General features: G+C 65.1%; 27 protein-coding genes. 18 read left to right on the top strand and 9 right to left on the bottom strand.

Annotation, left to right across the window (positions count from 1 at the left end; all coding sequences use genetic code 11):
* Positions 1-54: 54 nt before the first annotated feature.
* The 3 genes from BN423_RS03580 to BN423_RS03570 form a co-directional block, all read right to left on the bottom strand.
* Positions 55-261, bottom strand: coding sequence for a hypothetical protein (locus tag BN423_RS03580; RefSeq protein ID WP_019238897.1), 207 nt, complete (start codon positions 259-261; stop codon positions 55-57).
* Positions 254-589 (bottom strand): polymorphic toxin type 50 domain-containing protein, encoded by a 336-nt coding sequence (locus BN423_RS03575; RefSeq protein ID WP_071784289.1) that lies wholly within the window; start codon positions 587-589, stop codon positions 254-256. Before BN423_RS03575 ends, BN423_RS03580 begins: the two co-directional genes overlap by 8 nt.
* 213 nt (positions 590-802) lie before the next feature.
* A complete protein-coding gene (locus BN423_RS03570) occupies positions 803-1,018 on the bottom strand; it encodes a hypothetical protein (protein ID WP_019238895.1) in 216 nt (71 codons plus the stop codon).
* 731 nt (positions 1,019-1,749) lie between these two features.
* Between BN423_RS03570 and BN423_RS03565 the strand changes: the two genes are divergently transcribed.
* Complete coding sequence (locus BN423_RS03565; protein WP_019238894.1) at positions 1,750-2,115, top strand: YccF domain-containing protein; 366 nt, start codon at positions 1,750-1,752, stop codon at positions 2,113-2,115.
* A gap of 151 nt (positions 2,116-2,266) precedes the next feature.
* Complete coding sequence (locus BN423_RS03560; RefSeq protein WP_019238893.1) at positions 2,267-3,184, top strand: tyrosine-protein phosphatase; 918 nt, start codon at positions 2,267-2,269, stop codon at positions 3,182-3,184.
* A 60-nt stretch (positions 3,185-3,244) separates the two neighbouring features.
* Here BN423_RS03560 and BN423_RS03555 read toward each other — a convergent pair whose 3' ends face one another.
* Positions 3,245-4,108: a YaaA family protein gene (locus BN423_RS03555; protein WP_019238892.1), complete on the bottom strand. Its 864-nt coding sequence runs from the start codon at positions 4,106-4,108 to the stop codon at positions 3,245-3,247.
* Positions 4,109-4,421: 313 nt separating this feature from the next.
* Here BN423_RS03555 and BN423_RS03550 point away from each other — a divergent pair, with 313 nt between their 5' ends.
* From BN423_RS03550 to BN423_RS03525, 6 genes are all read left to right on the top strand, one after another.
* Entirely contained in the window at positions 4,422-5,780 is a 1,359-nt protein-coding gene (locus tag BN423_RS03550) for an ABC transporter substrate-binding protein (RefSeq protein ID WP_019238891.1), read from the top strand.
* Positions 5,781-5,885: 105 nt separating this feature from the next.
* Positions 5,886-6,728, top strand: a complete 843-nt coding sequence (locus BN423_RS03545) for a carbohydrate ABC transporter permease (protein ID WP_019238890.1) — start codon at positions 5,886-5,888, stop codon at positions 6,726-6,728.
* A complete protein-coding gene (locus BN423_RS03540; RefSeq protein WP_019238889.1) occupies positions 6,729-7,565 on the top strand; it encodes a carbohydrate ABC transporter permease in 837 nt (278 codons plus the stop codon).
* A 7-nt stretch (positions 7,566-7,572) separates the two neighbouring features.
* Positions 7,573-8,601: a LacI family DNA-binding transcriptional regulator gene (locus BN423_RS03535; RefSeq protein ID WP_019238888.1), complete on the top strand. Its 1,029-nt coding sequence runs from the start codon at positions 7,573-7,575 to the stop codon at positions 8,599-8,601.
* 103 nt (positions 8,602-8,704) lie between these two features.
* Positions 8,705-10,198: a 4-alpha-glucanotransferase gene (gene malQ, locus BN423_RS03530; RefSeq protein ID WP_019238887.1), complete on the top strand. Its 1,494-nt coding sequence runs from the start codon at positions 8,705-8,707 to the stop codon at positions 10,196-10,198.
* A 72-nt stretch (positions 10,199-10,270) separates the two neighbouring features.
* Complete coding sequence (locus tag BN423_RS03525; protein ID WP_019238886.1) at positions 10,271-11,458, top strand: ABC transporter ATP-binding protein; 1,188 nt, start codon at positions 10,271-10,273, stop codon at positions 11,456-11,458.
* Between the two features lie 545 nt (positions 11,459-12,003).
* Here the strand turns inward: BN423_RS03525 and BN423_RS11535 are convergent.
* Both BN423_RS11535 and BN423_RS03520 read right to left on the bottom strand, forming a co-directional pair.
* On the bottom strand, positions 12,004-13,134 hold the full coding sequence (locus BN423_RS11535) for a hypothetical protein (protein WP_154820276.1): 1,131 nt from the start codon (positions 13,132-13,134) through the stop codon (positions 12,004-12,006).
* A 273-nt stretch (positions 13,135-13,407) separates the two neighbouring features.
* Positions 13,408-14,049, bottom strand: a complete 642-nt coding sequence (locus tag BN423_RS03520) for a TetR family transcriptional regulator (protein WP_019238884.1) — start codon at positions 14,047-14,049, stop codon at positions 13,408-13,410.
* 243 nt (positions 14,050-14,292) lie between these two features.
* Between BN423_RS03520 and BN423_RS03515 the strand changes: the two genes are divergently transcribed.
* The 6 genes from BN423_RS03515 (at position 14,293) to BN423_RS03490 (ending at position 18,833) form a co-directional block, all read left to right on the top strand.
* Positions 14,293-15,477, top strand: coding sequence for an iron-containing alcohol dehydrogenase (locus BN423_RS03515; protein ID WP_019238883.1), 1,185 nt, complete (start codon positions 14,293-14,295; stop codon positions 15,475-15,477).
* A gap of 40 nt (positions 15,478-15,517) precedes the next feature.
* Entirely contained in the window at positions 15,518-15,991 is a 474-nt protein-coding gene (locus BN423_RS03510) for a flavodoxin (RefSeq protein ID WP_019238882.1), read from the top strand.
* A gap of 80 nt (positions 15,992-16,071) precedes the next feature.
* On the top strand, positions 16,072-16,404 hold the full coding sequence (locus BN423_RS03505; protein ID WP_019238881.1) for a putative quinol monooxygenase: 333 nt from the start codon (positions 16,072-16,074) through the stop codon (positions 16,402-16,404).
* Positions 16,405-16,478: 74 nt separating this feature from the next.
* The gene (locus BN423_RS03500) at positions 16,479-17,198 is read left to right on the top strand and encodes a carboxymuconolactone decarboxylase family protein (protein ID WP_019247044.1); all 720 of its coding nucleotides are present in this window, start codon (positions 16,479-16,481) and stop codon (positions 17,196-17,198) included.
* A gap of 42 nt (positions 17,199-17,240) precedes the next feature.
* Entirely contained in the window at positions 17,241-17,657 is a 417-nt protein-coding gene (locus tag BN423_RS03495) for a cupin domain-containing protein (RefSeq protein WP_019238879.1), read from the top strand.
* Positions 17,658-17,852: 195 nt separating this feature from the next.
* Positions 17,853-18,833 carry an alpha/beta hydrolase gene (locus BN423_RS03490; protein ID WP_019238878.1) on the top strand — a complete coding sequence of 327 codons (981 nt, stop codon included), beginning with the start codon at positions 17,853-17,855 and terminating at the stop codon, positions 18,831-18,833.
* A 35-nt stretch (positions 18,834-18,868) separates the two neighbouring features.
* Here BN423_RS03490 and BN423_RS03485 read toward each other — a convergent pair whose 3' ends face one another.
* Positions 18,869-19,504: a flavodoxin family protein gene (locus BN423_RS03485; RefSeq protein WP_019238877.1), complete on the bottom strand. Its 636-nt coding sequence runs from the start codon at positions 19,502-19,504 to the stop codon at positions 18,869-18,871.
* 181 nt (positions 19,505-19,685) lie between these two features.
* Between BN423_RS03485 and BN423_RS03480 the strand changes: the two genes are divergently transcribed.
* Together BN423_RS03480 and BN423_RS03475 are read left to right on the top strand one after the other, a co-directional pair.
* Positions 19,686-19,976 (top strand): hypothetical protein, encoded by a 291-nt coding sequence (locus tag BN423_RS03480; RefSeq protein ID WP_019238876.1) that lies wholly within the window; start codon positions 19,686-19,688, stop codon positions 19,974-19,976.
* Positions 19,977-20,065: 89 nt separating this feature from the next.
* On the top strand, positions 20,066-20,497 hold the full coding sequence (locus tag BN423_RS03475) for a GNAT family N-acetyltransferase (protein ID WP_019238875.1): 432 nt from the start codon (positions 20,066-20,068) through the stop codon (positions 20,495-20,497).
* A 156-nt stretch (positions 20,498-20,653) separates the two neighbouring features.
* Here BN423_RS03475 and BN423_RS03470 read toward each other — a convergent pair whose 3' ends face one another.
* Entirely contained in the window at positions 20,654-22,045 is a 1,392-nt protein-coding gene (locus tag BN423_RS03470; RefSeq protein WP_019238874.1) for an aminopeptidase, read from the bottom strand.
* A 473-nt stretch (positions 22,046-22,518) separates the two neighbouring features.
* Here BN423_RS03470 and BN423_RS03465 point away from each other — a divergent pair, with 473 nt between their 5' ends.
* The gene (locus BN423_RS03465; RefSeq protein ID WP_019238873.1) at positions 22,519-23,976 is read left to right on the top strand and encodes an aminoacyl-histidine dipeptidase; all 1,458 of its coding nucleotides are present in this window, start codon (positions 22,519-22,521) and stop codon (positions 23,974-23,976) included.
* A 128-nt stretch (positions 23,977-24,104) separates the two neighbouring features.
* Here the strand turns inward: BN423_RS03465 and BN423_RS03460 are convergent, their stop codons facing one another.
* On the bottom strand, positions 24,105-24,755 hold the full coding sequence (locus tag BN423_RS03460; RefSeq protein ID WP_019238872.1) for a GntR family transcriptional regulator: 651 nt from the start codon (positions 24,753-24,755) through the stop codon (positions 24,105-24,107).
* Positions 24,756-24,965: 210 nt separating this feature from the next.
* On the opposite strand from BN423_RS03460, the gene BN423_RS03455 reads away from it, so the two are divergent.
* Positions 24,966-25,742, top strand: a complete 777-nt coding sequence (locus tag BN423_RS03455; protein ID WP_019238871.1) for a dimethylarginine dimethylaminohydrolase family protein — start codon at positions 24,966-24,968, stop codon at positions 25,740-25,742.
* Positions 25,743-25,771: the final 29 nt, after the last annotated feature.

The raw sequence follows: 25,771 nt of genomic DNA, 5'->3' as shown, positions 1-25,771 counted from the left end.
GAATCGGTTCGACCTCACGACAGACTTGAGTTTGGCGAAAGTTCGTCTCGCTGTTCACGCTTCCTCGATGCTCGCGATCTCATTCATCTCGATGCATGTGATCGGGTGCTTCCAGCCGGTGATGTCGATGCTCTCCGGCTCGTCGGGGTCGTCCGCCTCGGTGGTCTTGCCGTAGAACCTGCCGCGCACGATCTCCCCATCGGTGCAGGTTATCTTGACCTCCTTGCCGAATAGGTGCTCTATGTCGGCTACCCTAAGCATCTTCCATCTCCTCATATACCTCGAACGGCACGATGTGCGTTCCGCGCTTCGAGTAGTGGATCTTGAATCCCCTGATCAAGGCTTCGTATCTGTCCTTGTTGACAATATACCCGACAGTCCAATCTGCGCCACGTGCGCCTGCCCGTTCAAAGAGCCGACGCGGCGTGCCCTTTCCGGTATAGCGCCTTCTGAATCCATCCTCCTCATCCCCGCTGACGACCAGATGGCTCGGCGCGGGGAAGGACGAACCCTTCGCGCGCATCGACGATGCCTTTTCACCGCACCCCTTCGAGCCCTTGACGTGCCTGTGCTGTGCAGTCCGGTTCAACGTGTTCGGCAGGTCGCTTGCCGCGCGCTTTCCTCGTTCCCTCGATGGCTCACCACTCGTGGAAACTCACTTCTTCCGGATCGGCACGACCTTTGTCATGTTCCCGTTTGATCCATTTACAAGTTGGGCGTCCTGTTTGACTCACCTACGAGACATGCAGGTGTCCGATTTATTGAACAATCATTTAGCGGATTGGTTGATTATGCGGGTAGGCTAGACGAACTCGATCGTTTTACCGGTGAAGTCGTGCTCGCCTCGGATCCCGATCGAATTGTTCTTCACGCGGGAAATATCTCCTGCGTACAACGGGATTAAGGGCTTGAAGCTCTCGCCATCGATGGTGACCTTGTTCCAGCTGCCCTTTGGGATGGATTCGGAAAGTGTCAGGAGCGTCATGCCCGCGACATTCCAGCTGTCAATCACCTTCATCGAGCCCCGACTCCTTCAGAAATCGTATGCGGTCATCAGGCGTGTGGCTGGTCCCGCGTATTTCCTTCTCGAGATTGTATATCGCTCCGCCGCATCGAGGAGATAGCCGCGCACGTCTTTTGCGGAGAGAGGGGATGGGCTCTCACTTGTTTTCAAGTTATTGGAGCGGTCGCCATCTGCGCATCTATCAAACGCAGCGGAGTTGACGTTCCGATGCCCTGGGCATCCGGAACAGGAACGGTGATAACCGGGAGCGTTCTTTCGGAGCAGGTATAAGGCGGATTGCTGCGAGGAAATGGGACGGCTGCGCATCGCTAGGCTGGCGGTTGCGACTATATCGTTCGGGCTTCTCATCGGAAAAGGAAAGCGGCCGCCCTCGGATAACCGAAAGCGGCCACTCTCCAGCCTGAAAAGCTGTTGTAAAGGAGCGGCCGAACCGGTGCAACAACGGCCGTCCACCTCACATGGTAGCACATGAGAGCGGATAAAAGGGACAAACCGCACCCGGCACGCCGTCTTGCAGTGACGACGATCCAGCGGCGGAGCCTGCGCAGCCACCGCAGCGAATACAAAACCGTGATAACGGGAACCCCTCTAAGTATTGAACCTGAAAAGCAGCCGGTATCCCGACGGGCAAGGGAGCACGTGCCCGGAACTGTCTCAAAAAACACGCGTCTGGTACGAACGTTCGGCGGCGCACGCTCGGCGACGCCCCATCGATAGGAGGAACGATGTCGCTCATCGCCAACATCATCTGGATCATCTTCGGCGGGCTCGCCACCGCGGTCGCGTGGTGCTTCGCCGGCTGCATCCTCTGCATCACGGTCATCGGCATCCCGCTCGGATTGCAGGCGTTCAAGATGGCCCGGCTCACGCTCGCGCCGTTCGGCGTGGACATCGCCTACGGGGGCGGCGTGGCGTCGACCATCGCCAACGTCGTGTGGCTCGTGCTGTGCGGCGCGTGGATGGCGCTCGCGTACCTCATCCTCGGCTGCCTATACTGCATCACCATCATCGGCATCCCCATCGGCCTCCAGCTTTTCAAGATGGCGCAGCTCTCGCTCCTGCCGTTCGGCGCGGAGGTCATCTCGCGGTAGGTTGTGTCGCGCCCGCCGCGCCATCCGCCCGCGCCTGCATCGCCGCCGCCCCGCGGTCGTTCCGTGTACTTACCGTTGCTTGATGCGTTTCGTGCAGCTTGATGGCACAATGGTTCGTCGGAAGAACGACGTGAGGACGAAGGAGAGCGCCATGGCAATCGCCGAAGAGCTGTATCCGCAGGAGGGGAGCATCGCCGGGGCGGCTCCGGGCGGCATCCCGGAGGTCGAGGAGCGCATCGCGCGCCGCATCGCCTTTTTCGAGGAGCATGCGCCCATCGAGGTCGAGGTCCCCGCGGCGATGGGTCCGGCGGGGCGCGAGACCTACGGCTGGATCGATTTCGGCCACCTGCCGAACACGCGCGACCTGGGTGGCCTGGCCGCTGCCGAGGGCTCGCGGGTGAAGCCCAAGCTGCTGCTGCGCTCCGGAGCGCTCGGCTTCGGCAGCGACGCCGACCTCAACCGCCTGCGCGACGAGTACCACCTGGGGCTCGTCGTCGACCTGCGCAACGTCGAGGAGCTCATCGAGATCCCCGACCCCATGGACGCCTTTCCGGGCGCGCGCTACGTGCACGCCGACATCCTCGCGCGCAGCGCCGAGGGCATCACGCAGGAGAAGGCGACACGCGAGAAGATCGCGCGCGAGCGCCGCGAGTTCGAGCGTTCCATGCGCGACGACACCGACGACAGCATGGAGGTCATGTACCGCTACCTGCTCATGAGCGCGTCGGGCATGCTCGGCTACCGCGCGCTCCTGCGCTCGATCATCGAGCTCCCCGAGGGCGCGGCGCTGTGGCACTGCTCCGTGGGGCGCGACCGCTGCGGCCTCGCCTCGGCGCTCATGGAGACGGTGCTCGGCGTGGATTGGGAGGACATCGAGGCGGATTACCTCGCGACCAACATCTTCGCGACGAACGAGCAGTCCTTCAGCTACCCGGCCGTCATCCGCGCGCTGCGCGCCGCCCGCGACGCCGCGACCGAGCGCTACGGCAGCCTCATGGGCTACATCAACGAGGCGCTCGAGGTCACGCCGGCCGAGGTCGAGCTGCTGCGCGAGCGCTATCTGGTGTAAGCGGGGGCTTGCGGGCTCCGCTTGGGGCCTTGAGGACGCTCGAACTTGTTCTGAGCGCCTTTATGCTTGGGCGTCATAACGTATAAAGGTGAGCGTTCGCTCCGTCGCGCCCGTCTTGAGCCTGCGCTCGCGGTCGAATTCGGGGGCGTGGCGGTAGCCGACGTCGAACCGAACGAGGTCGCGGGCATGCTCGATGCGCTGCTCCGCCATCCAGCGCACCATGGAGCCGCGGGCGATCTTGCTCGCCGTGGCGCGCTGCATGGGTTTGCCGCCGCGCAGCTCCTCGCCGAAGATGCAGGTGATGACCTGCGTGGTGGGTGCCGCATGGGGGAGCACCGCCTTGGCGTACTCGACGCTCGCGAGGTTCACGATGACGGCGGGCTCGGGCGCCGTGCCCGCACGCTCCGCCACAGCACCCTCGATTGCGCGCGCGATGCGATCGCCCCAGAACGCATAGAGGTCGCGCGCGCCGTTCACCGCGAGCTTCGCGCCCATCTCGAGGCGGTAGGGCTCGACGGCATCGAACGGCCGGACGCAGCCATAGAAGCCCGAGAGGATCCAGAGATGCTCCTCGAGCCACGCGAGGGCGTCCAGGTCGAGCACCTCGGGCGCAAGGCTCTGGTACTGGATGCCGATATACGAGAACGCGGCGGGCGAGACCGTGCGCGCGATGCCCGGCTCCTCGAGTTGCGCCGCATCCCGGACGGGCACGAACGCGTGCAGGCGCTCGACGTTTTGGGCGAGAAGCTTGTCGTTTACGCGCCAGAGCCCCTTGAGGCCGTCCGCGCCGTGCGCGCGCTCGATGGCGAGCAGCGCACGGTACAGGTGCTCTGTCGCGTCGGGGAAGGGCGGGATGCCGCGCGGCGAGAACGAGTCGCGCGCGATGCGCATCTGTTTGGCGGGGGAGATGATGACATGCAGCATGGCGCCCTCTCAAGCCGAGATGATGTACCAGGTAAAACAACCCCAGGGGCACTCTTGCATGATGCGATGTAAAAATACCCCTGGGGTTATTTTACATATGAGTCAATTGAACCCGTCCCCAATGACTCATGATGGAACTGTTTCCATGGCGGCGACCGCTCGCCGAATGGTGAACGGTGAGCGGTGACACGTCCTCCGCGAACGGTAATTTTGGAAACGTTTCATTCCATTGTTTTCCAAGCGTGGAATAATGGAACCAGAAGAAATTGGAAACGTTTCCAATTTCGGATGACAACGTGAGGAGGAAGTCATCATGCTTAATCGTCGTCAATTCATCACGGCAGGGCTCGGTGCTACGGCGGGTGTCGCTGCCGTCGCGGCGACGGGCTGCTCGGGCTCCAACGAGAGCGCTTCCGGTAGCGGCTCCGACAAGGCGTCCGGTAAGGTCTACTACCTCAACTTCAAGCCCGAACAGGATGTGCAGTGGCAGGAGCTCGCCACGATCTACACCGAGGAGACCGGCGTGCCGGTGACCGTCCTCACCGCTGCCTCCGGCCAGTACGAGACCACGCTCAAGTCCGAGATGGCCAAGACCGATGCCCCCACGCTCTTCCAGGTCAACGGGCCGGTCGGCCTGGCCAACTGGGTCGATTATTGCTACGACCTCGATGACACGGACATCATGGGCCAGCTCACCAAGGAGGACTACGCCCTGAAGGGCGACGACGACAAGACGAAGGGCATCGCCTACGTCATCGAGTCCTACGGCCTCATCTACAACAAGGACCTGCTCGAGCAGGCCGGCTACAGCGCGGACGACATCACGAACTTCGAGGACCTCAAGAAGGTCGCTGAGGACATCACCGCCCGCAAGGACGAGCTCGGCTTCAGCGCGTTCGGCTCCGCCGGCATGGACTCCAGCTCCGACTGGCGCTTCAAGACCCACCTGGCGAACCTGCCCATCTACTATGAGTACAAGGCCGACGGCATCGACACCACCGACGCCATCAAAGGCACCTACCTGCCGCAGTACCGCCAGATCTGGGACCTCTACATCAACAACGCCACCTGCGAGCCCACGCTCCTCTCCACGAAGACCGCCGACGACGCCACCGCCGAGTTCAACACCGGCCAGTGCGTGTTCTATCAGAACGGCACGTGGGAGTACGCGAACATCGTCACCGACGGGAGCAACGTCACCGATGACAACATCGGCCTGCTGCCCATCTACATCGGCGTCGAGGGCGAAGAGGACCAGGGCATCTGCACGGGCTCCGAGAACTACTGGTGCGTGAACAAGAACGCCTCCGAGGAGGACATCCAGGCGACGCTCGACTTCATCAACTGGTGCGTCACGTCCGACACCGGCGTCCAGGCCATGTGCGGCGCCGACGGCGCCATGCCGTCCGGCGAGGCCGGCATGGGCTTCGTGATCCCGTTCGAGAAGAACCTGCCCTCCGATAACGTGCTGAACCAGCTCGCCGACGAGATCAACGCCGACAAGACCCCGGTGAAGTGGTGCTTCTCCACCATGCCGTCCGAGGAGTGGAAGAACGGCGTGGGCTCCGCGCTCACCACGTACGCCGCCGACCAGTCCGACAGCAACTGGGAGGCCGTGCAGACCGCGTTCGTCCAGGGTTGGGCTGACGAGGCCGCTGCCTCCAAGGCGTAAACGCGCATCGTCCGGTGGGGCGCGGCCCCGCTAGGCACCTGAACTTTCGGCCGGCGGGCGGGGCCAACCCGCTCGTCGGCCTCGTTGTTTGCAAAGGAGGTCAACGTGGAGAAAACGATCAAGAAATACTGGCCGATCTTCCTGGTGCCCACGCTCGCGGCGTTCGTCATCGGCTTCATCGTGCCGTTCATCATGGGCGTGTGGCTGTCGTTCTGCGACTTCACCACCGTCACCGACGCGGAGTTCATCGGGTTCGACAACTATATCCGCGCGTTCAGCGACGCCATGTTCCAGCACTCCTTCTGGTTCACGGCGCTCTTCGCGATCGTCTCGCTTCTGGTGATCAACATCGTCGCGTTCGCCCTGGCGCTCGCGCTCACCCAGAAGATGCGCGGGACGAACCTGTTCCGCACCATCTTCTTCATGCCGAACCTCATCGGCGGCATCGTGCTCGGCTACATCTGGCAGCTCATCTTCAACGGCATCCTCGCCCAGTACAGCCAGGCCATCAACCTGAACGAGTGGTACGGCTTCGCCGGCCTCGTCATCCTGGTCTCGTGGCAGCAGATCGGCTACATGATGATCATCTACATCGCCGGGCTCCAGTCCATCCCCACCGATGTGCTCGAGGCGGCCGAGGTCGACGGCGCGGGCCCGTGGCAGCGCCTGAAGAGCGTCATCATCCCCATGATGATGCCCTCGATCACCATCTGCACGTTCCTGTCCATCACCAACGGCTTCAAGCTGTTCGACCAGAACCTCTCGCTCACGGCCGGCGAGCCCTCGAAGCTCTCCGAGCTTCTGGCGCTCAACATCTACAACACCTTCTACGGCCGCGTGGGCTGGGAGGGCGTCGGCCAGGCCAAGGCCGTGATCTTCTGCATCGTGGTCGTGGCGATCGGCATCATCCAGCTGCGCGTGACGCGCTCGAGGGAGGTGCAGCAGTAAATGAAGCAGAAAAAGATCTTGAGCACGATCGGCACGGTGTTCTTCACCATCCTGTGCTTCATCTGGGTGCTGCCCGTGCTCATCGTGCTCATGGATTCGTTCAAGAGCCGCACGTTCATCAGCCTCGAGCCGTTCGCGTTCCCCACGGACCAGACGTTCGTGGGACTCGAGAACTACGTGCAGGCTATCGATTACTACGGCTTCCTCGACGCCGTGGGCTGGACGGTGTTCATCACCGTGGGCTCGGTGTTCGTGATCCTGCTGTGCTGCTCGATGTGCGCTTGGTTCATCACGCGCGTGGCGAACCGCTTCACGCGCGGCGTGTACCTGCTGTGCGTGCTCTCCATGGTCGTGCCCTTCCAGATGGTCATGTTCACGCTCTCGCTCGTGGCCGACCGCCTGGGCCTCTCCACGCCCTGGGGCATCATCATCGTGTACCTGGGCTTCGGCGCGGGCCTCGCGGTGTTCATGTTCTGCGGCTTCGTGAAGTCGATCCCCATCGAGATCGAGGAGGCGGCGCTCATCGACGGGTGCTCGCCCATCCGCACGTTCTTCAGCGTGGTGCTTCCCATCATGAAGCCCACCTACATCTCGGTGGGCATCCTGCAGACCATGTGGATCTGGAACGACTTCCTGCTGCCCTACCTGGTGCTCGACACCACGAAGTACAAGACGATCTCCATCGTGGTCCAGTTCATGAAGGGGTCGTACGGCCGCGTGGACATGGGCGCCATCATGGCGGCGCTCATCATGGCGGTCATCCCTGTCGTGATCTTCTACCTGCTGTGCCAGAAGCACATCATCAAGGGCGTCGCCGCAGGCGCCGTCAAGGGCTAGGCGCATCATGGATATCCGCGACATCGCACGGCTTTCGGGCTACAGCCTGGGGACGGTCTCGCGCGTGCTCAACGGTCACCCCAACGTGAGCGAGCGCGCGCGGGAGCGGGTGCTCGCGGTGGTGGAAGAGGTGGGCTACGAGCCCAACTCGAACGCGCGCTACCTGAAGATGCAGTCGCACCTCTCCGTCGCCATCTTCGTCAAGGGATCGCGGAACATGCTGTTCGCCGACATCCTCGAGCGGGTGCAGGCGCTCCTGCGCGAGGCGGGCGAGCAGCCGGACGTGGTCTATCTGGGGGAGGACGACAACGAGGTCGTGCACGCGGTGCGCTACGAGCGCCTGCGTCACCCGAAGGGCATCGTCTTTCTGGGCGGCGACCCGGCCTACTTCAAGGCGGGGTTCCAGCGCATCGAGGTGCCGGCGGTGCTCGTCACGAACACCGCGGCGGGCTTGGGGTTCAAGAACCTGTCGAGCGTGTCGACGAACGACGTCGCCGCCGCGCGCGACGTGATCGAGCACCTCTATGCCCGCGGGCACCGCAGGATCGGGATCATCGGCGGCGAGCGCTCGCTGTCCCAGGTGGGCGGCCGGCGCCTGCACGGCGCGGAGGAGGCCCTGCGCACGCACGGGATCGAGTTCGACTACGAGCGCGACTTCGAGCCGTGCCATTTCGCGATGGAGGACGGCTACGACGCGGCGGTGCGCCTCATCATGCGCTCGCGCGACCTCACGGCGATCTTCGCCCTGGGCGACGCCATTGCCATCGGCGCGATGCGCGCGGTGTTCGACATGGGGCTCCGGATCCCGGACGATATCTCGATCGCCGGGTACGACGGCCTTTCCGCCGGGCAGTTCTGCGTGCCGCGCCTGACCACGATCCGGCAGGACACGCGGCAGCTCGCCTCGCGGAGCGTGGAAGCGCTTCTGGCGGCGCTCGGCGGCGAGGAGCAGCCGGTGCGCGAGATGGTTCCCTACCAGCTGCTCAATCGCGAGAGCGTGTGCACGCGGGAACAGGAACCGGTTCGGGTCGCATGACCCGTAAGGCGCGGGCGCGCGGTTTGGAGCGGGTGGTTCGCCCGCCCGCCGCGCGGGCTCGCGGAGGACGCGGCCGCTGCGCGGTCGCATGAGAGGAGGAGACATGAGAAGCGCCGGCATCCTGATGCCCGTGACCGCGCTGCCTTCGCCCTGGGGCGTGGGCACGCTCGGCGCCGAGGCGCGCTCCTTCATAGATTTCCTCGCCGATGCCGGGCAATCGATCTGGCAGCTGCTGCCGATCGGCCCCACGAGCTTCGGCGATTCGCCCTACCAGTCGCCCTCGACGTTCGCGGGCAACCCCTACCTCATCGATCTTGACGACCTGTGCGCCGAGGGGCTCCTCGAGCGCGACGAGTACGCCGGGATCGACTGGGGGGACGACCCCTCGCAGGTGGACTACGGCGCGCTCTACCGGGAGCGCTACGGGGTCCTGCGCTGCGCGGTGCGGCGCCTGCTGGCGACGAGGCGCGACGACTTCGATGCGTTCTGCGCGCGCGAGTGCGCATGGCTCGACGACTACGCGCTCTTCATGGCCATCAAGGATGCGAGCGGCGGCGCGGCGCTCTCCGCGTGGGATGAGCCGCTGCGTATGCGCGAGCCCGAGGCGCTCGAGCGCGCGGCGTGCGAGCTCGCGGGCGAGGTCGCGTTCTGGAAGGCGGTGCAGTGCCTGTTCTTCGAGCAATGGGAGCGGCTGCGCGCCTACGCGCACGACCACGGCATCCGGCTCATGGGCGACATGCCCATCTACGTGGCGGAGGATAGCGCGGACCTCTGGGCGCACCCGGACCAGTTCCAGCTGGATGAGGAGCTGCGCCCCACCGAGGTCGCCGGCTGTCCGCCGGACGGGTTCTCGGCCACCGGGCAGCTCTGGGGCAACCCGCTGTTCGCCTGGGACCGCATGGAGGCGGACGGCTTCCCGTGGTGGATCGGGCGCATCCGGTTCCAGCTGGGGCTCTACGACATCCTGCGCATCGACCACTTCCGCGGCTTCGATTCGTACTTCGCCATCCCGGCGGGGGCGGAGACGGCGGCGGGTGGGCGCTGGCGCCCCGGCCCGGGCAAGGCGCTCTTCGACGCGATCGAGCGCGAGCTGGGCGCATGCCCCATCGTGGCCGAGGACCTGGGCTTCCTCACGCCGTCGGTCTACGAGCTGCTGGAGTACACGGGCTGCCCCGGCATGAAGGTGCTGCAGTTCGCCTTCGACAGCCGCGACGGCGGGGGCAGGGTCTACCAGCCGCATGCCTACACGCGCCATTGTGTGGCATATGTGGGCACGCACGATAACGACACCGCCCTCGGCTGGCTCGAGTCGGCCGACCCGGCGGACGTGGCGCTCGCCCGCGAGTACCTGCACCTCGACCCTGAGGAAGGGGAGGGGTGGGGCATGATGCGCGCTATCTGGTCCAGCGTGGCCGATACGGCGATCGCCATGATGCCCGATGTGCTCGGGCTCGGGGGCGAAGCGCGCATCAACACGCCCTCGACGCTCGGCGGCAACTGGTGCTGGCGCGCGCTGCCGGGGTATACGACCCCCGAGCTCGCCCGGCGGCTGCACCGGCAGATGGAGCTCTACGAGCGGCTGCCGGAGCCGCGGTAACAAGGGCGCGGCTGCGCCCGCGCGGCACGTGAGGAAGAACGAGGACATACGGTCTTTGAGGAGGAACAGACCATGGCAGAAGTGAACCTGAAGCACATCGAGAAGGTGTATCCCCATGCGGGCGGCAAGCGTCCCGCCCCCAAGAAGCAGGACGGCACCAAGAAGGGCCCGAACCTCAAGGTGACGGACGAGGGCGTCCTTGCGGTCGAGGACTTCAACCTCGACATCGCCGACCGCGAGTTCGTGGTGCTCGTCGGCCCCTCGGGCTGCGGCAAGTCCACCACGCTGCGCATGGTCGCCGGCCTGGAGGAGATCACCCGCGGCGAGCTCTACATCGACGGCAAGCTCATGAACGACGTGGCGCCCAAGGACCGCGACATCGCCATGGTCTTCCAGAACTACGCGCTCTACCCGCACATGTCCGTCCGCGACAACATGGCCTTCCCCCTGAAGCTCCGCAAGATGTCCAAGGAGGACCGTTACGCGAAGGTCGAGCAGGCGGCGAAGATCCTCGGCATCACCCAGTACCTCGACCGCAAGCCCAAGGAACTCTCCGGCGGCCAGCGCCAGCGCGTGGCCATCGGCCGCGCCATCGTGCGCGAGCCCAAGGTGCTCCTCATGGACGAGCCGCTCTCGAACCTCGATGCGAAGCTGCGCAACCAGATGCGCGCCGAGATCATCAAGCTGCGCGAGCGCATCAACACGACCTTCATGTACGTGACGCACGACCAGACCGAGGCCATGACGCTCGGCGACCGCATCGTGGTCATGAAGGACGGCATGGTGCAGCAGATCGGCACCCCGCAGGAGGTCTACAGCCACCCGGCGAACCTCTTCGTGGCCGGCTTCATCGGCATGCCGCAGATGAACTTCTACGACGCGGAGCTCGAGCGCGACGGCAGCTCGTACAAGGTGCGCATCGGCGACGCCGTCATCACGCCGTCGGAGAAGAAGCAGGCCGCGCTCGCCGCGAAGGGCGTCGATTCGCAGCCCATCACGCTCGGCGTGCGCCCCGAGGACATCTCGCTGCTCGAGGAGGGCGAGAACGTGCTCGCCGGCACCGTCGACGTGACCGAGATGATGGGCAGCTCCATCAACCTGCACGTGAACGTGTACGGCCACGACAGCATCATCGTCGCGCAGACCACGAGCCTCGAGGGCAGGCCGCTCATCCTGAACCCCGGCGAGCAGATCGCGTTCTCCTTCGGTGGCGGCGCGCTGCACTTCTTCAGCAAGGAGACCGAGGAGAACCTCGAGTAGCGCGGGCGCTTCGGCGTGCTGACCTTGGTGTCCCGGGTGCGCGGGCAACGCGCGCCCGTTCCTTCCTCCGTGCGGGGAGGCCCCGTTCGCGGTGCTGGCTGCGGGCGGGGCCTCCCGCCGTTGATGTAGAAAAACCCCTGGGGTTATTTTACGTGCGGCCGTTCGAGCCTCGATACTGTGTGGGATTCGCGACATGGCGAGTAGCCGCGGGATTTCGAGGGCGTTTTCGCAGGCCGCAGCGAGCTGAAGACCCCGTATATCGCGCCTATGCGGATTTCCACACAGTATCGAGGCCCGAACGTTTTACGACCCCTCTGATGTAGAAAAACCCCTGGGGTTATTTTACGTAGTGCTCGATGCACATCCCGATGAATTCGCGCATCTCGGCGCGGAAGTCGATCTGGGGGCGCGGCCGGCCGATCTGCTCGAGTCGGGTGGACAAGGGACGCGGTATGAGAATTACGTTCTCATACCGCGTCGTTTTACATCGCATCTGTTCAACTAATCGAATGGACGTTACAGGTTGAAAGATAATCTTCTGGAAATCAGGATACTGGCTCTATTGACCAGTTACCATCTGCGGTAATGACAAAAAATGCATTACTGTCAGATGGGATGGACAGCATCTTGGTTCCGTCGTAGGAGCCGATTGTATTAACGGGCAGGTCGCGACCATCGGTTGTATAGACCCAGACTGAGAAGTTGCTCGATCCGTCATGTGTAAAATGCCAAGAGCCGCTGGTTGCTGGGAAAATATCGGTCACATAATCACCCGATCCAGAAAAGGACGTTTGCTGCGTCGTGCCAAGCGGTTCTATGGTGTATGTCCAGTTTCCACTCGAGGTGATTTCAAAAGAATAAGGTTCCGTGCCGAGGAGAAGCGTTCTCCCATCATAGCCGCCGATGGTATTAACAAGTAGGTCGCGCGAGCCAGTTGAGTCATAAGCCCATACGGCAAAATTGCTTGAACCCTCATTTGTAAAATGCACTCGGTATATATCGCTACCGGTCGAGATGCCGGAAACAACTTGATCTCCCGAGCCGCTTTGTGTTGAGTAGATCTCCTTGCCGCAGCGCTCGCATATACCGTTTGAAGTGGTATGTCCGAGAGGCTCCCCCTCCGTTGCCCCACAAGTCAGGCAGGTTTTTGGTTCGGTACAAGTTGCGTCTGTCCAGCGGTGTCCTGTTGCTTTTATTGTTGCACCGCATCTAGAGCAGGTTCCATCCTCAGTGCATGTTACGCCAATTGGATCATGACCCAGCGCAACGCCCTCGGTTGCGCCGCAGACTTTGCATGTTCTCGGTTTGGTGCAGGTCGCCGCCGACCAGGCATGACCCAATGGCTCGCCTTGAGTTCTCCCACAGATACTGCAGGTTTCTGGTTCGGTGCAAGTGGCGTCTTGCCAGTCATGGAAGCAGATGATATGAGTGGAAAAAAGGAATACAACGATTATTACTGCGGCGAGAGCGCAAATTATCGCAGTGCGTTTCTTTGACTTCTTAGGATCTTTTGGTTTTGAAGTCTTAGGATCGTCGCCGTCTGCGACTCCTGCGCTTTCCGCATCCTGAGCAACCGCATCATTCTCATGTTCCGAGCTGCGACCTTCGTTGCCAGGGGTATCTTTAGGATCGGAGAGACACTCGGTGGATGGCGAATCGCTTGAACCATCAGCCATGTTCTGATCCGGCGCGTCAGAGGGAATTTGCTCCTCAGCGGTGCTTGATTGTTCCGAAGGGCTCAACTCATCCGGGGGGGGGGTCTCAATATCGCTTACCTTAGCCCCGCATTGGGGGCAGGTATCCCCATCGAATATCGCATGGCATTTCCTACACTCATGCATATAAACCTCCTAGCATGCTTGAACTGCTTCCCTTGTACATTACCGGAACTTAGGGATAAATGAAGGAACTATCCCCTCAAAGGCTGTTCGTTTTGGTAGGCGGTGGTGTTAGGCGGTGTAGTACTCGATGCACATCCCGATGAATTCGCGCATCTCGGCGCGGAAATCGATCTTGGGGCGCGGCCGGCCGATCTGCTCGAGTGCCTGGGCGATGAGCGGGTTCTTCCAGCAGCCGCTTACGAGCCCCGTGGCGTGGTAGTACACGGCGAGCAGCAGGCGCTCGACGTCGCGCGGCTTGATGTCGAGGATGCGGGGCAGGCGCTCCGCCATGGCGTCGACGTTTTGGTAGTAGCCCTGCTTGAAGGCGGCGAGGCGCTCGACCGTCACGTTCGTCTCAATGATGGTGGAAAGCAGGTCGCCCAGGCGGAAGTATTCCTGGTGCGCGTTGGCGATGCCCGCCCAGACCTCCGCGACCGTGGCCGCCGAGAAGCCGCAGCCCTCCGGCAGGGCGGCGAAGAGCGCGTCGAAGTAGTCCGCGCAGGCGTCGCCCGCGAGGAGCAGGAAGATCTCCTCCTTGGTGCTCACGTACTTATAGAGGTTCGCGCGCGACCAGCCGAGCTCTTCGGCAATCGTGGTGAGCGTGATCTCGTGATACGGCTTTTCGGCGAACTGCTTGCGCGCGGCCGCCTTGACCTCAGCCAGGCGCTGGGCTTTCTGCTCGTCGCTGCGGGCGCGAATGAATTCCGACATGTCCTTCCACCTTTCCGGATAGCCTGCACTATACCAGAAGTAACGGCGTGCACGAAAATCTCTATGTAGATAACGTTCAGAAAATAAAATACTTTACAAGTAACGTAGCGTTTCTTATATTAAGCAGTGTCAAGTAACGCAACGTTGCTTATCCGTTTAGGGTACCGCTCGGTGGAAGCCTCGAGGTGACAAGTGGTGCGCACGCGTTCACTAGCAGGAACCAATCGATCGAAAGGACAGGTCATGCTCGGCAACTTCACGTATCAGAACCCCACCAAGCTCATCTTCGGCACGGACGCCATGGCCATGCTCGCCGACGAGCTCAAGCAGTACGGCCCGGTGGTGCAGCTCGTGTACGGCGGCGGCTCCATCAAGCGAAACGGCATCTACGACCAGGTGATGGCCGCGCTCGAGGCCGCCGGCAAGACCGTCGTGGAGGACGGCGGCGTCATGCCGAACCCCACGGTCGAGAAGCTCTACGAGGGCGTGAAGATCGCTCGCGAGAACCACGTGGACTTCATTCTCGCGGTGGGCGGCGGCTCGTGCATCGACTACGCCAAGGGCGTGGCCGTCTCGGTGAACCTGCCCGAGGACGTCGATCCCTGGCAGAAGTACTGGGTCGACTTCGATGAGCCCACCTGCCCGGTCGTCCCTGTGGGATCCGTCCTCACCATGGTGGGCACCGGTTCCGAGATGAACTGCGGATCGGTCATCACCAACCACGAGGCGAAGATGAAGGTGGGGCACGTCTTCGCGAACCCTGACGTGTTCCCCAAGTTCGCGGTGCTCAACCCCGAGTTCACCTACACCCTGCCGAGGTACCAGATGGTCGCCGGCATCTTCGACATCATGAACCACATCACCGAGCAGTACTTCTCGGGTGAGGACGACAACACGAGCGACTACCTCTCCGAGGGCCTCATGCGCTCGCTCGTGCATGCGAGCCGCATCGCCGTCGAGAACCCGGAGGACTACGAGGCGCGCTCGAACATCATGTGGTGCGCTACCTGGGCGCTCAACACGCTCGTGGCCTGCGGCAAGACCACGGACTGGGAGGTGCACATGCTCGGCCAGGCCGTGGGAGCCCACACCGACGCCACGCACGGCATGACGCTCGCCGCGGTGGCGCTGCCGTACTACCGCCTCGTCATGCCCTACGGGCTGGCGAAGTTCGCGCGCTTCGCGACCGCCGTGTGGGGCGTCGAGGCGGCGGGGAAGACCGAGGAGGAGCTCGCCGCCGCCGGCCTCGACGCCATGGAGGCCTGGATGCGCGAGATCGGCTGCGTGATGAGCATCTCCGAGCTCGGCGCCACCGAGGACATGCTCGAGGGCCTGGCCGACAGCACGCTTGTCATGCAGGGCGGCTACCACGCGCTCACGCGCGACGAGGTCGTCCGGGTGTTCGAGGAGAGCCTGCGCGCGGAGTAGCCGGGGCGCGCGGGTGCCCGTTTCGAGTGAGGAGGAACCTATGACCGGATCGAAGACGCTCGTCGCATATTTCTCTGCGAGCGGCGTGACCAAGCGGGTTGCCGAGGAGGTTGCCCGCGCCATCGGAGCGGACCTGTTCGAGATCGTTCCCGCGGAGCCCTACACGGCGGCGGACCTCAACTGGAACGATCCCGGCAGCCGCAGTTCGCGCGAGGATCATGATGCGTCCATCCGCCCCGCCGTCGCGAGCGCGGTGCGCGACATGGGTGCGTACGACACGCTGCTCGTGGGCTTCCCCATCTGGTGGGGGCACGAGCCGGCGATCGTGGACACCTTCCTTGAGCAGTACGACCTCTCCGGCAAGACGCTCATCCCGTTCGCGACTTCGGGCGGGTCGGGCGTCGGCGGGGCAGAGCGGAGCCTCGCGCGGAAGTACCCGGCCGTGTCCTGGCAGCGCGGCGCGCTCCTGAGCACATCGAACGCCGCCGGCTGGGCGCGCGGTGCCGTGGCCTAGGGCATCGATCCGTCGCGGAGAGAGCGCTCGTCCGGGGGGCATCAGCACAGCAACCAGGGCGCAGAGAGGGGATGGCAGACATGGCGATCACGATGAACCTGTACTACACGGGCAAGGACGGTGCCGCGCGCAAGTTCGCGGAGGAGATGGAGGCGACGGGCACGGCCGACCAGATCCGTGCGCGTGAGGGCAACCTCTGCTACCGCTACTTCCAGCCGCTCGACGACCCCGAGACGGTGCTGCTCATCGATTCCTGGCGCGATCAGGCCGCGCTCGACGAGCACCACGCCTCGCCCATGATGGCGAAGATCGCCGAGCTGCGCGACAAGTACGACCTGCACATGCGCGCGGAGCGCTACCTGAGCGATGACGCCGGTGTGCCGGCGCACGACCAGGCGTTCCTGCGCGCATAGCGGTACCTGGGCGGCTGGCGCCGACGCAGCGCGACGGTCTATCGGATGGGCATGAAGCGAGAGAGGAAGACGAGATGTCGCTGACTTCAGACATGGTTGAATTCGAGCGGACCGACCCGGAGTTCGCCGAGCGGTTCGCGTACTTCGCGGGCGCCGAGGTGCCGGGCGAGCCTGCTGCGGAGCTGCCCGCGCGCGAGCGCCACCTGGTGATCCTGGCCGCGCTTCTGGGCTGCCAGAGCGTGGACGAGTTCTCCGTGCAGCTCGCAGACGCGCTCGACGACGGCGTGACGCCCATCGAGGCGCGCGAGGTCGTCTACCAGGCCACGGCCTACCTGGGCATCGGTCGCGTGCGCCCGTTCCTGCGCGCGCTCAACGAGGTGCTCGCCGAGCACGCCATCGAGCTCCCGCTCGAGCCGCAGGGCACGACCACCCTCGAGACGCGCCGCGACGCGGGCAACCAGAAGCAGGTCGAGTACTTCGGCGAGGGCATGCGCGCGAGCTGGGAGACGGGCCCTGCGGAGCGTGCCCACATCAACCGCTGGCTCGCGGAGAACTGCTTCGGCGACTACTACACGCGCGGCGGCCTGTCCGACCGTGACCGCGAGATGGTGACCTTCTGCTACATCGCCGCGCAGGGCGGCTGCGAGCCCCAGGTCACGGCGCACGCCGCGGGCAACCTGAACCTCGGCCGCACCAAGGACTTCCTGTACCGCGTGGTCTCGCAGATGGTGCCCTACATCGGGTACCCGCGCAGCCTGAACGCGCTCACGTGCGTGGACAACGCCGCGCAGTAGCGCCCACGACACCGAAGAGCAAACCAAGAAGAGGAGAGAAACATGAGCGAGCAGACCGATTTCACGCCGATGTTCGGCCTCGGCAACCCCAACGACGCGTATGCGCAGTATTTCACCGGCCAGTCGTACCTCAACGCACTGACCGGCCCCGAGGCGGGCGTGGCGCTCGCCAACGTGACCTTCGAGCCGGGGTGCCGCAACAACTGGCACATCCACCACGCCGACAAGGGCGGCGGCCAGATCCTCATCTGCGTGGACGGCCGCGGCTGGTACCAGGAGTGGGGCAAGGAGCCGCAGGAGCTCACGCCCGGCACCGTCGTCGTGATCCCCGCGGGCGTGAAGCACTGGCACGGCGCCGCGCGCGATAGCTGGTTCAGCCACATCGCCTTCGAGGCCCCGGGCGAGAACTGCTCGAACGAGTGGCTCGAGCCCGTCACCGACGACGCGTATCCGGCGTAAGGCAGGCGCGCCCATCGAGCGGTGGGCGCGCCGCCCGCGCCCCAGCATGAAGCGGGTTGTGGTTCTTCCGCGCATCGCCCGTTGCCGTCGATTGTATCTTGACGATTATGTTAGATTCGTCAACCTGTGTACATCGAGCCGGCGGCGGGCGCGGAGGATCGCGGCCCGTTTCGGCGTTGGGGGAAAGGTGCGGATATGGGACGAACCGGCGGGAACGGGCATCGCGTGCTCAAGCGCGTCCTCATCGGGCTTGCAATCGTGCTGGTGGTTGCCTTCGTGGGGATCTCCGGCTTCGCGGGGAACTACCTCGTCGACTACGCGCTCACGGTGAACGACGACGGCACGCTCGGCTCCATGAACGGCGAGCCCTATACGGGCGTGCAGGACACCGAGGCGCAGCAGACCTATGACGCGTGGGTGCAGGGCCGCGAGCTCGACGCGTGGACGATCGAGAACGAGGACGGCCTCGAGCTGTGGGCGCAGCTGTACCCGGCGGACGAGCCCACGCACCGCTACGTGCTCGCCGTGCACGGTTACACGGTCGACCATCGCGACATCGCGCCCGCGATCGTGCCCTTCGTGGAGGCGGGCTACAACGTGCTCACCCCGGACGAGCGCGGCCGCGGCAACAGCGAGGGCGACTTCCTCTCCATGGGCTACCTCGAGAAGCGCGACGTCGTCGCCTGGGCGAACGAGATCTGCGCGCGCGACCCCGAGGCCGAGATCGTGCTCTACGGAGAGAGCATGGGCGCGGCGACGGTGCTCATGGCGTCGGGCGAGGACGACCTGCCCCAGAACGTGGTGGCCGTCGTCGAGGACTGCGGCTACACGAGCGCCTACGCCATGTTCACCGACCAGCTCCAGGAGCGCTTCGGCCTGCCCGAGTTCCCGTTCCTGCCGGCGGCGAACCTCGTGTGCGCCGCGCGCTACGGCTTCTTCTTCTCCGACGCCGACGCCGAGGCGGCGCTCGCGACCTGCGAGCTGCCCATCCTCTTCATCCACGGCGGCGCGGACGACTACGTGCCCACCTACATGGGCGAGGAGCTCTATGACGCCTACGACGGCGAGAAGGAGCTCCTGATCGTCGACGGCGCCGGCCACGGCGCGAGCTCGGACGTCGACCCGGAGCTGTACTACCAGACGATCTTCGCCTTCCTGGACGAGTACGTCTCCTAGGAGGTGCGCCCGCGCCGCGGCCGGCGCGCCGAGCGCTACCGGATGAAGTTCGTGGCCTGCCCCGCCTCGCGCGCGGGCGCCTCGATGCCGGCGGCGCGCCCGGCCTCGATGCACTTGAGGAGCCACGCCATGTTGCGGCCGAGCTGGCGCATCGTCCAGAGGCCCTCGGCGTCCTGCTCCGTCTCCTCAGCGACGTTGCCGTGGACGTTGTTCCAGTACCGCGAGCTCACGACGGGCATCTCCTTGATGGTGAAGAACTTGTTGATGTCGTCGAACGCAGAGGTCGTGCCCGCGCGGCGGGCGCTCGCCACGGCTGCCGCCGGCTTATAGGCGAGGACGTCCTCCGTGCCAGCGCGGCCGTTCGCGTAGAAGAGCCTGTCCATGAACCCCAGCAGCGATGCGGCCGCGTGGGCGTAGTGCACCGGCGCGCCGAACACGAAGCCGTCCGCCTCGGCGGCGAGCGGCCTGAACTCGTTCACCACGTCATCGAAGGCGCAGCGCCCCAGGCGGCTGCATGCCTCGCAGGCGACGCAGCCGCCCACGGGCTTGCGGCCGATCCAGAAGATCTCGGCCTCGATGCCCTCGGCTTCCAGCGTGCGCGCGACCTCCTCGAGCGCGCGGTTCGTGCTCCCCGACTTGTGGGGGCTTCCGTTCACGAGCATGACCTTCATGGGAGCTCCTTCCCGTATGCGGCGTTCATACGACGTGTGTTGTACCCGCGGCGGCTTTCGGCGAAACGGGCGCGCCGCGCGCACGCCCCCGGCGAGCGGCCGTTCCCAGAGCTTTCTGTAGCGATGCCGCCTGGCGCAGGGTATAGTGATGGCGATATTCATTTCGCGCAAGGAGTTATGCATGGCGAAGAACGCGGACAAGCGGGCGAAGCGAGCGGGGAGCGCGGGCGGCGAGCTCGAGTCCGCGCAGAAGCCCGCGCGGACGGTGCCCACGTGGCTTCGGCGCATCGGCTGCTTTCTGGGTGCGCTCTTCTGCGCGTTCGGCGTCCTATATGCCGTGATGGTGTTCCTCGTGGGCAAGGGCTCGCCGATCTTCATCGTCGCGATCGTCGTCTTCGGCGCGATGGCTCTGCACCTGATTCGCGCCGGCCTCGGCGACGGCCGCTGGCGCGCGGAGCGTCCTGAGCGGTAGGCGGGAGGGCGCGTCGGGGCGCGCCCGCGCGGGATGCATGTGAGGGGAAGGGGCCCGGTGCTGCGCCGGGCATCGAGGAAGGGGTTCCTATGATTCGTTCGGTCACCGCGCACGATGCGGATGCCGTGTACGGGCTCATGTGCCAGCTCGAGGACTGCGAGCTGCCGCGGGAACCGTTCGATGCGATCTTCGGGGCGCAGCTCGCGGCGCCCGGCCAGCACGCGTTCGTCTACGTGTCCGACGACACCGAGGCGCGTGTGCTCGGTTTCATCAACATGCGCATCGAGGGGCAGCTGCACCATGCGGCCGACATCGCCGAGATCATGGAGCTCGTGGTGGACGAGACCGCGCGGAGCGGCGGCATCGGCGGGGCGCTGTTCGCCCGCGCCTGCGAGGCTGCGCGCGATGCCGGCTGCGAGCAGATCGAGCTCACCTCGAACGCGCGCCGCCACGACGCCCACCGCTTCTACGAGAACCACGGCATGACCCGCACCCACGTGAAGTTCGTCATGCCCTTCTAGCCTTAGTTCCCGTACCCCGAAGGGCAACCAGGCGTTCTCTTCAGCAGCTACGGCTACCGCTATGCGGGAGCCCCCGGCTTTCCCTGCGCGAGCTTGCGCGAAGCGCGCGAGCAAAGGGAAAGGCCGGGGGCTCCTCGCCCCTATGTCGAGAGGGCGTTACGCGCGCGTGATGAACGCCTGGTAGCCCTTGTACGCCTCGTAGACGTCGGCCTTGTTCGTGACCTCCCACAGCGAGTGCATGGAGAGCACGGCCACGCCGGAGTCGATGACGTCCATGCCGTACTCTGCCAGGATGTAGGCGATGGTGCCGCCGCCGCCCGCGCCGATGCGGCCGAGCTCGCAGGTCTGGAACGCCACGCCGGCCTCGTCCATGATGTCGCGGACGAGCGCGAGGTACTCGGCGTCGGCGTCGTTCGAGCCGGCTTTGCCGCGCGAGCCGGTGTACTTGTTGAAGCACAGGCCGCGCCCCATGATTGCGGCGTTCTTCTTCTCGAAGCGGTCGGCGTAGAGCGCGTCGAACCCGGCCGACACGTCGGAGGAGAGCATGCGGCTGTTCGCGAGCGCGCGGCGCAGGCGCAGCTCGCCGGACTCGCCCGCGAGCTCCATGACCTCGGCCACGGTGTTCTCGAAGAAGCGGCTCGTCATGCCCGAGGCGCCCACGGAGCCGATCTCCTCCTTGTCCACGAGGAGGGTGACGGCGGTGCGGGTCACCTGCGGCACCGCGAGCTGCGCGGCGAGCGAGGTGTAGGCGCACACGCGGTCGTCCTGGCCGTACCCCAAGATCATGGAGCGGTCGAAGCCCATGTCGCGCGCGGCGCCGGCGGGCACGACCTCGATCTCGGCGGAGAGGAAGTCCTCCTCGTCGATGCCGTACTTCTCGGAAAGGATGTTCAGGAAGAGCTGCTTCACGGGCTCCTTCTGCTCCTCGTCGCCCTCGATCACGACGGGCTTGCCGCCCACGATGACGTCGAGGTTCTCATGGTCGACGGCCTCGGCGGCGGGCTTCTTCATCTGGTCGGCCGCGAGGTGGATGAGCAGGTCGGAGATGCAGAACACCGGGTCGGCGGGATCCTCGCCCACGCAGACCTCGACCGTGGTGCCGTCCTTCTTGCACACGACGCCGTGGAGCGCGAGCGGGGTGGCGACCCAGTGGTAGGCCTTCACGCCGCCGTAGTAGTGCGTGTCGAGGTAGGCCATGTCGCCGGCCTCGTAGAGCGGGTTCTGCTTGAGGTCGAGGCGCGGGGAGTCGATGTGCGCGCCCAGGATGTTCATGCCCCGCTCCATGGGCTCGGTGCCCAGGTTCACGAGCATGAGGGACTTGTTATGGTTCACGGCGTAGACCTTGTCGCCCGGGTTGAGGGCTCCGCCCTCGGCGCGGACGGCTTCGAGGTCGCGATAGCCCGCTGCCTCGGCGAGCGCCACGCTCGCGCGCACACACTCGCGCTCGGTCTTGTTCTCGCTGATGAACGCGCGGTACTCGCCGCAGAGCTGCTCGAGCTCGGCGAGCGCGTCGGGCGTGTACGCCTTCCATGCGCAGGGACGTTCCATGGTCGGGTCCTTTCCTCGGTGGGTAGCTGCCTGTGCCATGGTAGCACGGTGCCGGGGCGGAGAAACGTGAGACGGGGGACAGGCGCCGCGCTCCAGAGTGGGGTCGCGCGCACGTTCGAGCCTCGATACTGTGTGGGATCTCGGATGTGCCGGGTAGACCCGCGTTGCGCCCACGCGAATCCTGCGGTTTTGCCGGCTTTTGGGCGCGGCTACTCACAGGGTCGCGCATCCCACACAGTATCGAGGCTCGAACAGGGGCAGCGCCCCTCAAAGGCGCCCCGCGCCGCGCACATCTTGCATATTTTTTCTCGCTGTGTGCATACTTGTGACCGTTTCCGGATGGGCGCCGGCCGTTGGCACCATTTGCATGCGCCCCGCGCATGCGCATCTGGCATGATGGGTATGCAAGTACGTGTTCAGTGTGCGTGAACGCGCCCGTAGCGCGCGGGATCACGGGTACGCAAGGAGGAATAATGGAATATAAGATCACCGGCTACCAGCCCGAGAAGCTCTTCCACTTCTTCGAGGACATCTGCGCCATCCCGCGCGGGTCGGGCAACGAGAAGGGCATCAGCGACTTCCTCGTCGCGTTCGCGAAGGAGCGCGGGCTGTGGGTCTACCAGGACGATGTGTATAACGTCATCATCAAGAAGCCCGCGAGCGCGGGCGCCGAGGACGCGCCGGCCGTCATGCTACAGGGCCACATCGACATGGTGTGCGACAAGCGCGCCGGCGTGGAGCACGACTTCGAGCACGACGGCATCGACCTCGTGGTGAACGACGGCGTGCTCTCCGCGAACGGCACGACGCTCGGCGCGGACAACGGCGTGGCCGTGGCGCTCATGATGTGCGTGCTCGACGACGACGCCCTTGTGCACCCGGCGCTCGAGTGCGTGTTCACCACGGACGAGGAGACCGGCCTCGTGGGCGCCGAGACGCTCGACAAGTCGCAGATCGACGCGCGCATCATGGTGAACCTCGACTCCGAGGAGGAGGGCGTGGCGACCGTGTCGTGCGCCGGCGGCGTGGTGGCGACGCTCACGCGCGCCGTGACCCGCGAGCCCTTCCATGGCGCGTCGCTCACGCTCGAGATCTCCGGCCTGCAGGGCGGCCACTCCGGTCAGGACATCGACCGCGAGCGCGGCAACGGCGACCTCATCATGGCGCGCATCATCGAGAAGCTCATGCGCACGGGCGCGCCGCACCTGGTGAGCATCGACGGTGGCACGAAGGACAACGCCATCAACCGCGAGAGCACGGCGGTGCTCATGTACGTGGACGCCGCGGAGGCCTACGCCGCCGCCGACGTCGCGCAGGGCATGGTCGACGCCGTCACCGCCGAGCTCGAGGTCTTCGACCCCGGGTTCACCTGCGCGATCGAGGTCGTGGACGATGCGGGGGCCGAGGTGATGAGCGACGCTGACGCGCGCGCGTTCGTGGGCGCGCTGCGCCTCGCTCCGAACGGCGTGATGCGCCGCAACGTCGCGGCGGACGGCTCGGTCGAGGTCTCGTCGAACATCGGCGTGGTCGCCACCGAGGCCGACCAGGTGAAGTTCCTGCTCTCGCCCCGCTCGTCCATCACCTCGCTCCAGGAGGATGTCAAGGAGCGCATCCGCACGCTCGCCGACGCCTTCGGCTTCGACGCGGTGTTCGAGAACGAGTACCCCGGCTGGAGCTATACCGAGCACTCGCACGTGCGCGAGGTCTTCCAGGAGAGCTACCGCGAGCTCTTCGGCAAGGAACTGCGCATCGAGTCCATCCACGCCGGCCTCGAGTGCGGCCTGTTCGCCGAGGCGCTGCCCGGGCTGGACGCCATCGCCGTCGGCCCCACGCTCTCGGACGTCCACACGCCCGACGAGCACCTGGAGCTCGCGTCGTTCGAGCGCTTCTACGAGCTGCTCGTCGATGCGCTGCGCCGCCTCGCCGCGTAGCCTGACGCACGCATCGCGCCGCCGGTGCCCGTGTGCCGGCGGCGCTCGTTTTGATAAAAAGCAGACAGGCTGGGTTTTATCATGTCGTCCAATGATAAAAACCAGCCTGTCTGCTTTTTATCATGTGACTACCAGGCGGTGAAGGGGGCGTTCTCGACGCTCCAGTGCACGTCGCGGATATAGTCGCGCGCGCCCGCCGCGTCGCGCGCCTCGAGCAGTGCGAGGATGCGCCGATGCTCGTCGTTCGCCTGCTGCAGGAGCGCGCGCCCGGTGGGCTCGTCCACCGTCTCGTACCCGTGCTTGATGAAGCAGCGCTCGAACTGCCGGAGCAGCCCGACGAGCCGCTCGTTGCCGCTGCGCAGCGCGTAGGTGTGATGGAACTCGCGCTGCAGGTCGTCGTAGCGGCTCACGAGCCCGCGCCCGATGGCGGCGTCCATGGAGTCGATGAGGAAGCGGAACTGCGCGAAATCCTCGTCTTCGAGGCGCGGGCAGGCCAAAAACGCTGCCTGCCCGTCGAGCGGGCCGATGATCTCGAAGACCTCCCGCGCGCTCTGCCGGTCGAAGCCGCGCACGCGGAAGCCGCGGCGGGGGATGTTGTCGAGGTAGCCGTCGCAGGCGAGCTCGATGAGGGCCTCGCGGACCGGCGTGCGCGACACGCCGAGGGCGTCGCTGATGGCCTGCTCGCTCACGCGGTCGCCCGCGGAGAGCGCCCCCGCATCGATCTGATGGGCGATGTGCTCGTATACATGGTCTTTGAGCGGGCGACGGATGGCTTCCATGGGCGTTCCTTATCCGTGATGATCCATCCTTCCAGTATAGGGGCTGCGCGCTGCCGCGGCGCCCGCGACCGTTCACCGGAAACTATGCGCCTCTGTTAATAAATTGTATACAATATGCAAAAGAGCGCCGCGCCCTGCGCGCGGGCGTACCGTAGTCCCCATGCGGCGGGCGGGCGAGGCCCCGCTCGCTCCGAACCTAAAGGAGGAACCATGACCAAGTTCAGCCACGTCATCATCCGTCGTCCCGGCCGCTCGCTCAGCCAGGGCATCACGAGCGCCCCGGAGCTCGGCCAGCCCATCTACGAGCGCGCCATCGAGGAGCACTACGACTACGAGCACGCGCTCGAGCAGTGCGGCGTCGACGTGACGGTGCTGCCGGCGCTCGAGGAGTACCCGGACAGCTGCTTCGTCGAGGACCCGGCGGTCATCACCCGCTGCGGCGCCATCATCACCAACCCCGGCGCGGCCACCCGCAACGGCGAGAAGGTGGCCATCGAGCCGGTCGTCCGCCGCTTCTTCGACGACGAGCACGTGAAGCGCATCGAGGCTCCCGGCACCCTCGAGGGCGGCGACGTCATGATGGTGGGCGACCACTTCTACGTCGGCCGCTCCGCACGCACGAACGAGGAGGGCATCCGCCAGTTCATCGAGATCCTCGAGGGCTGGGGCCTCGAGGGCTCCGAGGTGCCGCTCGAGGAGGTGCTGCACCTCAAGACCGGCGTGAACTACATCGAGAACGGCAACATGCTCGTCTCGGGCGAGTTCATCGACAAGCCGGATTTCGCCCAGTACAACAAGATCGTCGTGCCCGAGGAGGAGGCCTACGGCGCGAACTGCATCTGGGTGAACGGCACCGTCATCGTGGCCGAGGGCTACCCGACCGTGCTCAAGGCGGTCCAGGACCTGGGCTATAAGACGCTCGTGGTCGACACCTCCGAGTACCGCAAGGTCGACGGCGGCCTCTCCTGCCTGTCCCTGCGCTTCTAAGCCTGTCCCGTGCCCCGTCTTCCCGCGCG

The organism is Enorma timonensis, assembly GCF_000321165.1.
Taxonomy (GTDB): domain Bacteria; phylum Actinomycetota; class Coriobacteriia; order Coriobacteriales; family Coriobacteriaceae; genus Enorma.
This window is presented reverse-complemented; position numbering and strand designations above follow the sequence as displayed.